At 46.7% G+C, this 12,409-nt stretch carries 12 protein-coding genes, 2 rRNA genes and 1 pseudogene; 14 read left to right on the forward strand and 1 reads right to left on the reverse strand.

Features of this window, described 5'->3' with window-relative positions; translation table 11 throughout:
• Both M3191_RS16520 and rrf read left to right on the forward strand, forming a co-directional pair.
• Positions 1-121 (forward strand): 23S ribosomal RNA (locus tag M3191_RS16520); the annotation flags it as partial.
• A gap of 84 nt (positions 122-205) precedes the next feature.
• Positions 206-321: ribosomal RNA gene (gene rrf, locus M3191_RS16525) — 5S ribosomal RNA — on the forward strand.
• A 540-nt stretch (positions 322-861) separates the two neighbouring features.
• Here the strand turns inward: rrf and M3191_RS16530 are convergent.
• On the reverse strand, positions 862-1,362 hold the full coding sequence (locus M3191_RS16530; protein WP_251701472.1) for a hypothetical protein: 501 nt from the start codon (positions 1,360-1,362) through the stop codon (positions 862-864).
• Between the two features lie 278 nt (positions 1,363-1,640).
• On the opposite strand from M3191_RS16530, the gene M3191_RS18730 reads away from it, so the two are divergent.
• The 12 genes and pseudogenes from M3191_RS18730 (at position 1,641) to yabA (ending at position 12,372) form a co-directional block, all read left to right on the forward strand.
• Positions 1,641-2,849 carry a sensor histidine kinase gene (locus tag M3191_RS18730; RefSeq protein WP_251701473.1) on the forward strand — a complete coding sequence of 403 codons (1,209 nt, stop codon included), beginning with the start codon at positions 1,641-1,643 and terminating at the stop codon, positions 2,847-2,849.
• Positions 2,846-3,498, forward strand: a pseudogene (locus M3191_RS16540) (response regulator). Before M3191_RS18730 ends, M3191_RS16540 begins: the two are co-directional and overlap by 4 nt.
• Before the next feature lie 135 nt (positions 3,499-3,633).
• Entirely contained in the window at positions 3,634-4,566 is a 933-nt protein-coding gene (locus M3191_RS16545) for an ABC transporter ATP-binding protein (protein WP_251701474.1), read from the forward strand.
• An 11-nt stretch (positions 4,567-4,577) separates the two neighbouring features.
• Positions 4,578-5,762: an ABC transporter permease gene (locus tag M3191_RS16550; RefSeq protein ID WP_251701475.1), complete on the forward strand. Its 1,185-nt coding sequence runs from the start codon at positions 4,578-4,580 to the stop codon at positions 5,760-5,762.
• Between the two features lie 14 nt (positions 5,763-5,776).
• Positions 5,777-6,925 carry an ABC transporter permease gene (locus M3191_RS16555; protein ID WP_251701476.1) on the forward strand — a complete coding sequence of 383 codons (1,149 nt, stop codon included), beginning with the start codon at positions 5,777-5,779 and terminating at the stop codon, positions 6,923-6,925.
• A gap of 99 nt (positions 6,926-7,024) precedes the next feature.
• The gene (locus M3191_RS16560) at positions 7,025-8,449 is read left to right on the forward strand and encodes an aminotransferase class I/II-fold pyridoxal phosphate-dependent enzyme (RefSeq protein ID WP_251701477.1); all 1,425 of its coding nucleotides are present in this window, start codon (positions 7,025-7,027) and stop codon (positions 8,447-8,449) included.
• Between the two features lie 12 nt (positions 8,450-8,461).
• Complete coding sequence (gene tmk / locus M3191_RS16565; protein WP_251701478.1) at positions 8,462-9,109, forward strand: dTMP kinase; 648 nt, start codon at positions 8,462-8,464, stop codon at positions 9,107-9,109.
• A gap of 242 nt (positions 9,110-9,351) precedes the next feature.
• Positions 9,352-9,681 (forward strand): cyclic-di-AMP receptor, encoded by a 330-nt coding sequence (locus M3191_RS16570; RefSeq protein ID WP_060206001.1) that lies wholly within the window; start codon positions 9,352-9,354, stop codon positions 9,679-9,681.
• A gap of 20 nt (positions 9,682-9,701) precedes the next feature.
• Positions 9,702-10,142, forward strand: a complete 441-nt coding sequence (locus tag M3191_RS16575; RefSeq protein ID WP_251701479.1) for a YaaR family protein — start codon at positions 9,702-9,704, stop codon at positions 10,140-10,142.
• A gap of 41 nt (positions 10,143-10,183) precedes the next feature.
• Complete coding sequence (holB, locus tag M3191_RS16580) at positions 10,184-11,179, forward strand: DNA polymerase III subunit delta' (RefSeq protein WP_251701480.1); 996 nt, start codon at positions 10,184-10,186, stop codon at positions 11,177-11,179.
• Positions 11,172-11,999: a PSP1 domain-containing protein gene (locus tag M3191_RS16585; protein WP_251629919.1), complete on the forward strand. Its 828-nt coding sequence runs from the start codon at positions 11,172-11,174 to the stop codon at positions 11,997-11,999. The genes holB and M3191_RS16585 overlap by 8 nt, the downstream gene beginning before the upstream one ends.
• A 13-nt stretch (positions 12,000-12,012) precedes the next feature.
• Positions 12,013-12,372 carry a DNA replication initiation control protein YabA gene (gene yabA / locus M3191_RS16590; protein WP_285853427.1) on the forward strand — a complete coding sequence of 120 codons (360 nt, stop codon included), beginning with the start codon at positions 12,013-12,015 and terminating at the stop codon, positions 12,370-12,372.
• Positions 12,373-12,409 lie beyond the last annotated feature (37 nt).

The following is a 12,409-nucleotide window of genomic DNA, read 5'->3' on the forward strand; positions in this document are numbered from 1 at the left end:
TGAGATTTCCCATTACGCAAGTAAGTAAGATCCCTCAAAGAAGATGAGGTGGATAGGTCCGGGGTGGAAGCGTGGCGACACGTGCAGCTGACGGATACTAATCGATCGAGGACTTAACCTTAAGTTACTTTAGTACGGTTGAACTTGAAGTTCAGCAACAATGTCTGTTTTATCCGGTTTTGAACGAACAAGCATCGTTCAGTTGTCTGGTGATGACGGCGAAGAGGTCACACCCGTTCCCATACCGAACACGGAAGTTAAGCTCTTCAGCGCTGATGGTAGTAGGGGGCTTCCCCCTGTGAGAGTAAGACGTCGCCGGGCCAAGGCCATTCCCCACGGGGAATGGTTTTTTTGTGTTTGAAAATGTAACCGAAGGTTATTATAAGAGTCACATCCGTTCTCATACCTAATACGGAAGTTAAGCTCTTCAGCGCCGATGGTAGTAAAGCGGCGCTGCCGCTTTGCGTAATTTACGCCAACGGTGTAAATTACGCAGGGAACAGGCTTCCCCCTGTGAGAGTAAGACGTCGCCGGGCCAAGGCCATTCCCCATGGGGAATGGTTTTTTTGTGTTTATAAACCTTCATTTAAGGGAGTTAGGCTGCGATTCAGGATTAGATTAGGATTGTATTATTGTCCCGCACTCAAAGCCACTATCTGGCGAACAATAAATTGAATCCGCACTCAAAGCCACTATCTGGCGATCAATAAATTGAATCCGCGCTCAAAGCCACTATCTGGCGATCAATAAATTGAATCCGCGCTCAAAGCCAACCATCTTGCGCTCAATGAGAGCCGTCCCGCGCTCAAAGCCGACCACCTTGCGCTCAATGAGTGCTGTTCCACGCCCAAAGATCACACATCATTCATTAATTTCATAAATCAACACATCAAATAAATCTCCATCAGCATAAAGCAATATTGCCCACTCCCCTGCCATGGGAATTTGCACATTGGAAGGTACGTGTGCATCTGCTCCATTATTCTCTCCTGCAAGGCCAGTAGTCCAACCTGATGTTAAGACTTGATGGATAGTGCCTGTTTCTCTGTGTAGGCCAACAACCGTGAGATTGGTTGCCGTTGGATTCTCAATCCCCCAAAGGTGCCACATCCACTTTTGTTTTGTAGTGATGCTCGGCATATCGGCACCAATAACACCTGATTTGTTTTCATTGCCTATAATATTGCCATTGAATGCAACAGCTTTATTCTCCCAATCAATATTCTCGAAATTACTTTTAATCACGAATTCTGGTAGATCTTCAGGTAAATCGAACATGCCTTCAACTGTTTCATTTGCAGAACACCCACTAACTAGAATAACCATGCTCAAAAAAATACATCCCAAAATTTTGTGCTTCAAAAAATCGCCCCCTTACTGAGAATAAATCTTATCTCAATTTAATTATATCAATCTTCAGACTAATGAGTGAAGAAGATACTTCATTAATGGTAATTTTCTTAGAGCTATTGCTTAAAAAATACGAATAGTACATGATTAAGAGAATGGACATCGAGTGGGTGCATTACTAGAAACGTGGAAAAACCATTGTCTTCGTTGTCATGGACGCCATGACTGGTTAATTCATTACGATATACGGACCACTGAGTTAGCATAAACAAATAGTGTGGGGTGTGGTAGTGAAAAGTGTCTCTCTATTTTTATTCTCTTTAGTGCGCGTAGCCATGTTAGTCATTTTAAGCGGATATTTCTTTCAAATGACGAACGGCATTGTGGATTTTCGAACTGTTTTCATAATCTCTGCCATTCCCCTATTCATTATCAGCCATTTTATTCAAATGGCCGACGTCCGGGAGAAGACGAGAATACTTTGTTCGTCAATCGACTTTATTGTCATTACGGGGTTCGGTTTTTTATTCCCTGAGAGTGGATATTTGTATTTAATCTTTTTCGGTGTCCTTTCAACAACCGTTTTCTTACTGTATGACCGTAAAAAACTGCTCGGACTTTTTTCAGGGACGTTTGTTACCGTATGGATACTAATCAGTATGCAGTTATATGCACAAACAGGTGTATTTTCGCTATCGAGTAATATTGTGAACGGGATGTTCGTCTTCTATGGCGCTTTCGTCGGTAGCCTTATCCGAAATTTTCACCATGCGAAGGAGACGATTTCTGTTCAATATGGGCAGTTGAATGACTCCCACGATGCTTTGCAGGCAGCGCACAGGCAGCTGCGGGAATATGCCGAGCAAGTCGAGCAGTTGACGGCAATTCGGGAACGGAATGAGATAGCGCGCGAAATTCATGATACCGTAGGCCATAAAATGACGGCATTGGTTGTACAGTTGCAAGTGGCAGGCGAAATGGTCGAGAGGGATGCGGGAAAGGCGAAAGAGGTTCTCGCCGTTTGTGAGCAGCTTACCCGGGATGCACTCCATGAAATACGGTTGTCTGTCCGGACATTGAAAGAGGATTATGAAAAATCTTCCTTTCGTGACGATCTACAGGAGCTTATGAATGAATTTTCATCGATGACATATATGGAAAGCCGGCTTATGTTGCCAGTAGACGTGGCCAGGATTCCGAAATCGTTGCAGCCGACAATCAAAAGGATTGTGCAAGAAGGCCTGACAAATGCGAAAAAGCATGGAAATGCGGATACATGCATCGTGAAGATCCAAATGGATGAAGAAGCGATCCATATAGAAATAAAGGATGATGGGAAAGGGGAAAAGAATTTTATACCAAATTTCGGTTTGATTAATATGAAAGAGCGTGTTGCGGAGCATGAGGGTTCATTTGAAATCGAAAGCTTTGAAGGGGAAGGCTTTAGTATTATGATCACCTTTCCGCTTAAACAGATATCGTCGGGGGTGAAGGGATGATAAGAATTATGATTGTCGACGACCAGCCATTGGTGCGGGAAGGGCTTAGCACGTTGCTGGGCTTGCGTTCCGAGATTGAAGTAGTTGGGACGGCGATGGATGGTAAGGATGCGTTATATAAAGCGGTGGAGCTTCTACCTGATATCATGTTAATGGATATCAGGATGCCCGGCGTGAATGGCGTTGAAGGTACAAGGTTACTAAAAGATAGCCTGCCAGATGTGAAAGTATTGATTCTGACGACGTTCAACGACAGTGAATACATATTCGATGCGCTTGAAGAAGGGGCGAACGGTTACTTATTGAAGGATATGCCGACGGATACGATTGTTCAGGCGATCCTTACCGTCTATCATGGCGGTGTCGTGCTGCCGAAGGAATTTACTTCGCAGGTGCTGACGGAGCTTAGAATGAAGAGTCAAACTAGCCAGGAAGAACTGCCGAAAGGGCTAGAGGGGTTATCCGATGGGAAGCGGAGGTACTGACTCACCTCGGAGAAGGATTGAACAATAAGGAAATTGCGGATGCGTTATTCATTACCGAAGGAACGGTAAAGAACCATGTTTCGAACGTCATTCAGAAGCTGGGACTTCGTGATCGGACACAGGCGGCAATCTATGCTGTCCGCTATGGCATAACGACATTCTGACATTACTTTCTGCATACGTATATGAGAAACGGCACATTGGTGTCGTTTTTTTCATGCCTTTAAAATCTATCGCGCGCTCGATGTAGGGGAGAGGCTTCCACAATAAAATAGAAATAAAGAAGGAGGCTGCGGAGAATGCTTACACTTACGGATGTGAAAAAGAGCTTCGGTGCACATGAGGTCATCAAAGGGATTTCTTTTCAAGTCGAAAAAGGGGAGTCGTTCGGGTTGCTCGGTCCGAATGGCGCGGGGAAGTCAACGCTCATTTCAATGATATGCGGACTGATTCCAAACGGCGCAGGGGAAATCCGGGTTAATGGAAAACTTGTCGGCAAGCATCTGAAGGAAACCAAACAGATAATAGGAGTCGTACCGCAAGACATTGCCCTCTATCCGACGATGTCCGCGATGGACAATCTGATGTTTTGGGGAAAGATGTACGGTCTATCCGGCAAAAAAGCGAAGGCCCGTGCGAAGGAAGTCCTTAACATCGTTGGTCTGACGGAACGCGGTAAGGACAGGATCGAAACCTTTTCGGGCGGGATGAAACGGCGGATCAATATCGGGGCCGCGCTTATGCATGAACCGCAACTGCTCATTATGGATGAACCGACAGTCGGTATCGATCCTCAATCGAGGAATCATATTTTGGAGACGGTGAAATCATTGAATGAACAAGGACTGACGGTCATTTACACGAGTCATTATATGGAAGAGGTCGAGTTTCTTTGCAAGCGGATTGCGATCCTTGATGAAGGGAAGCTCATCGTAAGCGGCACGAAGAAGGATTTAAACAATCGTTTGGCGGGTGGAATTGTGTTAAAGCTTACAGTCGGTACCTTGCACCCTTCATTTATCGAGCAGGTAAAGAAGCTGAATGGAGTGGAAAAGGTCATTGTCCAGACAGCCGAGGAGCTCGATGTGCATTTGCAATCGAAAATGGAAATCGTAGCGGACGTAATCCTGCTTGCTAGCCAGTCAGGCGTCGTGATACACAATATGCAGCTCAAGGAAGCGAATTTGGAGACATTGTTTTTGCAACTGACAGGACGCTCTTTGCGTGAATAGGAGGGACTGCAATGAAGAGCCTTGTAATAGCTGTTAAAGATGCGAAGATTCACTTGAAAGACCGTAAAGCGATCCTCATGATGATCCTCATGCCGATTATATTGACTGTCATTTTAGGATCCGCCTTGAAAGGGGTGATGGGTGGAGGAAGCATGTCTGAAACCGTTTTAGGCGTCTATTCACCCGAATCGAATGAAATGGCGGAAAGTATTATCCGGGCTCTGGGGGGAGACGGGCTTGCCATTACAGTCGAACGGGCGGAATCTGAGAAACAACTGCTGGATTGGATGGAGGAAAGGGAAGTCCACGTCGGCCTACTTTTACCGGATGAATGGGATCCTGATACAGAACGGGCCATCATCTTGCCAACCACCGGGCAGGAAACAACGGCGACCCTCATCCGGCAGATGATAGAGACGTTTGCTCAAATGTCGCAGGCAATCGCACACTCCACAACTACAGTCATGGCGGAGGCTGCGGCGTTGTCTAGTGATGGCAGGGTTGACATGGAAGCCATCCAACAAGAGCTTACGACATCGATTGAGAAGGTTATGAATGAACAACGGACGTATGTTAGTGAGCCTGCACTAGAAGAATCGGTGAGTTCCATGCAGTACTATGCTGCAGCCATGGCGGCGATGTTCCTTCTATTCAACGCGATGGCAGGTGGAAAGTCATTTCATCAGGAAAAGCGGAGTGAAACACTGTCGCGATTGATGATGACTCCGACGTCCGTTCGTTCAATTCTAACAGGAAAGTTCATCGGTGCATTTCTATTTGCATGGATCCAATTTCTGATTTTCATGGGGGCTACACATTTCTTGCTGAAGGTTGACTGGGGCCCATCCATCCTGCAAGTCCTCTTCATCACCTTCTTCTATATCTTTTCAGTAGCAGGATTGGCGATGGTTGTAGCTGCCTTTACGACAAACGAGAAAATGGCGGACATCGTTGGAACCATGGGTGTCCAAGTAATGGCGTTGCTTGGCGGTTCGATGCTTCCCCTCTCTTTATTCTCTGAAGTCATGCGGAAAATTGCCATGGCGATGCCCAATTCATGGGCATTGACGAGCTACACATCAATCATGACAGGCACTTCTTGGTCCGCGTTATGGCTGCCGGCAGGGGTGTTGCTCGGCGTAGGGATTGTATCCATTTTCATCTGTTCAATTCGGCTCGGGCGCCGGATTGCTTAGGGGAGGTATATGGAATGAAGAAAATTTTATCGATTTGTCTGTTTGAAATTAAACGGACGTTCAAGAAGAAATCGTCGATTGTCTTAATGCTTGGGATGCCGCTGCTATTCACGTTTCTCTTCGGCAGTATTTTTGGGAAGAATGCCGATATAACATTTCGCATCGCATTGGTCGATGAGGAACAGACAGCGTTTTCGAAGGACGTCATTCAGAAGTTGATGATGGATGAAATGATTTCCTATGAGCTTGTTAATGCTCTTGAAGCGGAGGAGTTGTTGGCGCGTAATGAGGTGCAGGGCATTGTAACGCTTGAAAAAGGAATTGCAACTAAGCTTCGCAATGAAAAGCCACCCGCTACCTTTCAACCTTCACTCGGCATGTCGACAGCGCCACTCGTCATACAACAAGTGAATCAGGCAATGCAAGCCGTAGACATTTACGTTGCGGCGTCGCAGGTTGGAGGCTTCTATTTCAATGAAAGCTGGGAATCCGTCTACGGGCGGATCACGGAAAATGAAGGGCGTATCCAAGCATGGACCGAACAAAAAACAAATGCACCCACTGGGCATCCGATGATGGGCATCTCCTATAGCTCTGCCGGATTCTCCATCATGTTCGTTATGATCATGATGCTTTCGATGACAGGCACGCTGATTGAAGCGAGGCAGGCTGGAATCTGGTCGAGATTGTTTACGACACCCGTCACCCGTTTCCAAGTGCTGCTTGGCTATTTCCTATCCTTTCTAATCGTGGGATGGATTCAGTTTTTCCTTCTTATCTTGCTGTCTTCCACGTTGTTTGACGTCAACTGGGGCTCCCCGGCAGCATTGCTTCTTCTCGTCACGGCCTTGCTTCTTTGTGTCGTAGGCCTCGGAATTGCCATTGCAAGCCTTGTGAAGACGGTTGATCAGCAACACGCCATTGGCACTTTGGTGATCATCTCAACATGCATGCTTGGTGGGGTCTATTGGCCAATCAGCATGGTGCCTGACGTTATGCGGAAAATCGCCAACTTTGTCCCTCAGACATGGGCAATGGAAGGTTTGACGACGCTGATTGCCGACAGTGGCACTATCGGGGACATCTTCATGCCGCTCATTGTCTTACTCGGTTTCGCCGTGATATTCCTATTCATCGGACTATCAAGAATGAAATACGTATGATTGCCGGGGCAACCCGGTTTTTTTCATTTCCAAGAAGGAGTTTTCACCCTTACTGTCCCGACTTCCTTTATAATAGATACAAAGGAAGTGTGAATCGTAATGAGTGAACAAACTAAACCGCTTGTCCAAGCACTTAGCAAGTTCGAGGAAAAGCGGCCGATCTCCTTTCATGTGCCGGGTCATAAAAACGGTCTGCTGTCCGGCTTGCCGGAAGAAATGCAGTCCGTGCTGCCATACGATATGACGGAATTGGAAGGGTTGGATGACTTGCATGAGCCGTCCGGGGTGATCCGTGAAGCGGAGCAACGGCTTTCGGCTTTGTATCAATCCGACCGGAGCTTCTTTCTCGTCAATGGATCGACGGTCGGCAATTTAGCAATGATGTACGCGGCGTGCAGACCTGGTGATACGGTCATTGTGCAGCGGAATGCACATAAATCAATCTTTCATGCGATTGAATTGACAGGCGCCAAGCCGGTCTTTGTATCGCCTGTTTGGGATGCCCATTCGAATACGCCGGGTGCAGTCCGTTTTGCAATAGTGAAAGAGGCGATAGAAGCGTATCCCAATGCCAAGGCGGTCGTTCTGACGTATCCGACTTACTATGGAGTGGCAGGCACCGAGCTTACGGACATTATTCATTATTGTCATGAGAAGAGCATCCCTGTTTTGGTCGATGAAGCGCATGGAGCCCATTTTGTCGCAGGAGATGCATTTCCGCAATCCGCATTGGAGCTAGGGGCGGACATCGTTGTGCACTCAGCTCATAAAACATTACCCGCCATGACGATGGCGTCATTTTTACATATCAGGTCGTTAATCATCTCTCCTGAAAGGATAGCGCATTATTTGGGCATGCTCCAATCGAGCAGCCCATCCTATTTGCTCATGGCGTCGCTTGACGATGCACGGGCATACGCAGAGTCCTATACGAAGGAAGATCAAGTCGAATTCCTGGAAAAGCGTCGAGCCTTCATCGGCAACCTACTCACCATTCCTGAATTGCGGATCGTAGAATCGGAAGACCCTTTAAAATTATTGCTGCGAGTCCAAGGCTATACAGGGTTTGAATTGCTTGCTAGGCTTGAAGCGGAAGGGGTTTTCGCAGAACTAGCCGACCCATTCCAAGTGCTATTCATTTTGCCGTTGCTGAAAAAGAGTAAAGAGTATCCATTCAGCGAAAGTGTTCAAAGAATTGCAGCTGCCGTCGCAAGCTTGCCGATGAAGGAAGAGCTAGAGTTGATGGACGAATCGATATCGGCGGATGAAAGAATATCCACCCTGACCTATCTCCCGCAAGAACTTTATGGGAGAGAAACCGAATGGAAATCAATAGAAGAAGCTGTCGGTTATGTCGCGGCAGCTGCCATCATTCCTTACCCGCCCGGCATTCCGTTGCTCCTTGGCGGAGAAACGGTAACAAAGCGGCATATTGCGACGCTTGTACAATACTTGCAAATGAATGCAAAATTTCAAGGCGCCATTCGGGCGAATGATAGACAAATACAAGTGATCATCGATTGACGGAGGCATACTATGTTAAATAAAGGGATATTTATTACCTTTGAAGGTCCCGAAGGTGCAGGAAAAACGACTGTCATTGCAGAAATATATAAGAGACTGGAACGGGAAGGGAAAAAAGCCATCCTTACCCGCGAACCGGGAGGCATCCGCATCTCGGAAAAAATCCGGGAAATAATACATGACAATGAACATCAGGAAATGGATGGCATGACCGAGGCACTGCTTTATGCCGCAGCGCGCAGGCAACACCTCGTCGAAAAAGTCATCCCGGCAATGAAAGAAGGAGAGATCGTCCTTTGCGACCGTTTCATCGACAGCTCGCTTGCCTATCAAGGCTATGCAAGAGGGCTTGGCATGGAGAACGTCATGACAATCAACTCATTCGCCATTGGAGACACAATGCCAGATCTGACAATCTTCTTCGACATCACACCAGAAGAGGGACTCCAACGAATTGCAGATAGCGGAGAACGGGAACAAAATCGACTGGACAACGAAACCTTACAGTTCCACGAAAAAGTTTACGAGGGCTACCAGCTATTGCTCAAACAGTTCCCAAATCGCATCATCAGCACAGACGCTAGCAAACCATTATCTGAAGTAACTGAAAATGTTTGGAAAATTATAAGTTCTCAACTCATTAATAAACAGGATTCATGATATAATATAAGAGAGGGTTTAATGCAACTCTTTTTAGAAAGTGACTGCTAATTGTTAAGTACACTTCGTTGATTGAAACGGAAGGTGGCGACTCCTGCCGGAATAGCATGAGCTGAAGACCCCGCAACGAAGCGAAGCGTAGTGAGGAGGCTGAAGCCATGCCGGCGGAAAGCGTCCACCTGAAGTGGAAATCAACAGTACCAATATATTTATAAAAGAAAAAGCTAAAAGGAGAGGGTACCGTGAAATTGATTGTGGCAGTTGTACAGGACCAAGATAGCAACCGCTTATCGGCGGCTTTAACGAAAAATGATTTTCGCGCTACGAAACTAGCCAGTACTGGAGGGTTTCTGCGGTCAGGAAACACAACCTTCCTCATCGGAACGGACGACAGCCTCGTACCGAAAGCTTTGGAATTAATTCGTGAAAATTGCCGTTCGCGTGACCAGATGGTCGCTCCCGTTTCACCAATGGGCGGCAACGCCGACTCCTATATTCCCTACCCAGTAGAAGTGGAAGTTGGCGGTGCCACAGTATTCGTCTTACCGATTGAACAGTTTCATCATTTCTGATGAAATGAGGTGAAGTAGAAATGAAAGTGAATGGTGAATTCCAGACCGGGCCTGATAAATTCAGAAATGATCCGCTGCGTCCGACGCAAGGGAATGCCCGGTTCGGCCAAATGGTTCTGCAACAGGAAGAACGCCTGCACGGAGAACAAATTACAAGACTTCTTGGAGACATATCTTCTGCAGGGGATCGTCTTGCCCGTTCACGGAACTTACGGGACATGGCGAAATTCAAGATGCTCGTCCGACGCTTCCTGAAGGAGTCGGTTGAATCCGGGATGGGCTTGAAACAATCTCATACGTGGAATCAATTCGGCGAAGGACGTCGATTGAACATTGTCGAGACAATTGATGAGAAGCTCATTGAATTGGCGGAAGCCTTATTAAATGATGAGCAGACATCTGTCGAATTACTAGGGAAAATCGGGGAAATCAAAGGACTTCTCGTTAATATATATAGATGACCCGTGTTTTTACACGTTTTTGGTTGCAAGGAGGTACGAGCATGGAAATTAGCATCAAGCAAAGGCAAAAGGCCGTCATCGACAGACTGGAAGCGACGTTTCGGAATAACCGGATTGGCCACGCCTATCTATTTGATGGAGAGGCGGGCACTGGAAAAGAAGTGGCAGCCATCCATTTCGCGAAGCTTTTGCTTTGCGAGAGGCCTGAAAATGCTGTTCCATGTGAAACATGTCGCAACTGCAGAAGGGTTGCTTCGGGAAATCACCCGAATGTGACGAAGATCGAACCGGATGGACAAGACATTAAAAAAGAACAGATGTCATCGTTGATTATGAAAATGACGCGAAAAGGGTATGAGCCGGGACGTAAACTATATATCATTTCCCGCGCGGACCGGATGAACACTTCGGCAGCCAATACGCTTTTGAAGTTCCTGGAAGAACCTGAAGGGGAAGTGACGGCAATTCTTCTGACCGATTCCTATCAGTCAATCCTTCCGACAATTCAATCGAGGTGCCAACGCGTTAGTTTTCTTCCGCCGCAGCGTGAAGAGATGATTGCAAAATTGACAGAAGCAGGGATTACCGCATCGATGGCAGCGACGGTTACGATGATGACAGCGGATATCGGGCAAGCGAAACAGCTTGCGGAAAATGATCAATTTGCACACATACGAAAAACAGTGTTAAAATTGATTGAGGCATCAGATCGCAATGTAAATGAAGCGCTTCTATTCATCCAATCAGAATGGTTGCCGGCAATGAAAGAGAAGGAAGACGTGGAACGTGGTCTTGACTTGCTTCTCTATGCATACCGTGATATCGTCTCGATGAAAGCCGGACTGCAATCGGAATTAGCATTTCCCGATCAGCAGCAGATTTTCAGGAGCCTTTCGATGAAGATGACATATAGCCGTCTATCGGCCAATATAGAAGCGATTCTGCAAGCGAAGAAAAAGCTGTATGGCAATATGAACCGTACACTTTTAATGGAGCAGCTGGTGCTCAATTTGCAGGAGGGGTTAACGCTTGTATAAAGTTGTAGGAGTCCGTTTTAAAAAAGCGGGTAAAATATATTATTTCGATCCTCTCGATTATCCGCTTACTGTCGGTGATTATGTCATCGTCGAAACAGCACGGGGTATCGAGTACGGAAAAGTCGCTAGTTCTGTGAGGGAAGTCGATGAAAATGATGTCGTCTTGCCACTTAAGAAAATTATTCGCAAGGCGCTTGTAGAAGACCAGATCCAAGTGGATGAAAACCGTGCGGATGCTGAGCAGGCCTTCGGTAAATGTGTTGAGAAGATACGTGAGCATGAGCTTGAAATGAAGCTTGTCGATGTGGAATATACATTTGACCGTAATAAGATCGTCTTTTATTTCACAGCGGAAGGACGGGTCGATTTCCGGAATCTCGTAAAAGACCTCGCTGCCATTTTCCGGACGCGCATCGAATTACGTCAAATCGGAGTCCGCGATGAGGCGAAAATGCTTGGTGGAATCGGACCGTGTGGCAGAATGCTCTGCTGTTCGACCTTCCTGGGCGACTTTGAACCTGTCTCCATCAAGATGGCGAAGGATCAGAACCTGTCACTCAACCCATCCAAAATCTCCGGATTATGCGGACGTCTCATGTGTTGCCTGAAATACGAAAACGATGAATATGAAGAGGCAAAAGCTCTCATGCCTGATATCGGTGAACGGGTGCAGACGCCTGAAGGGCCGGGGAAAGTGGTCGGCTTGAATTTGCTTGAGCGAATTTTGCAAGTGAATTTGTCGGATCAGGAGCAAGTCTTGGAATATTCATGGGAAGAAATAGAGAGTCGGAAAAACTCAGTAGCTCAATTGACGAAATGATGGGGTGAAATAGTTGAAAGAAGGGAACTTTCTCGACAGAGTGATGGAGTTTGAGCAGCAGCTCGAAGCCATGCATGAGCAATTCCGGGAACTTATTGGATTTGTGGCGAAGATGACGGAAGAGAACCACTCACTTCAACTGGAAAACCATCATCTCCGGACACGGCTTGAAGTATTGACTGAACAAACTCAATTGATGGATAAGAAGCGACCGCCTGAGAAGCCCCATAGAGTCGATATCGGCGAAGGGGTGGACAACCTGGCCAGGATATACAATGAAGGATATCACGTCTGTAATGTCCATTACGGAAGCAGTCGTAAAGGGGAAGATTGTTTGTTCTGCCTATCCTTCCTGAGCAAACAGAATGCTTGAGATGAGCCGATCCTATAACCATGTAGGCATCGGCTCT

It is taken from the genome of Sporosarcina luteola (assembly GCF_023715535.1).
GTDB lineage: Bacteria > Bacillota > Bacilli > Bacillales_A > Planococcaceae > Sporosarcina > Sporosarcina luteola_B.

What these genes read in the sequence shown, in the direction of transcription:
- M3191_RS16545 (WP_251701474.1), top strand. Translation starts at nt 3,634, where the DNA reads ATGCTTACACTTACGGATGTGAAAAAGAGCTTCGGTGCACATGAGGTC.
- M3191_RS16550 (WP_251701475.1), top strand. Translation starts at nt 4,578, where the DNA reads ATGAAGAGCCTTGTAATAGCTGTTAAAGATGCGAAGATTCACTTGAAA.
- M3191_RS16555 (WP_251701476.1), top strand. Translation starts at nt 5,777, where the DNA reads ATGAAGAAAATTTTATCGATTTGTCTGTTTGAAATTAAACGGACGTTC.
- M3191_RS16560 (WP_251701477.1), top strand. Translation starts at nt 7,025, where the DNA reads ATGAGTGAACAAACTAAACCGCTTGTCCAAGCACTTAGCAAGTTCGAG.
- tmk (WP_251701478.1), top strand. Translation starts at nt 8,462, where the DNA reads ATGTTAAATAAAGGGATATTTATTACCTTTGAAGGTCCCGAAGGTGCA.
- M3191_RS16575 (WP_251701479.1), top strand. Translation starts at nt 9,702, where the DNA reads ATGAAAGTGAATGGTGAATTCCAGACCGGGCCTGATAAATTCAGAAAT.
- holB (WP_251701480.1), top strand. Translation starts at nt 10,184, where the DNA reads ATGGAAATTAGCATCAAGCAAAGGCAAAAGGCCGTCATCGACAGACTG.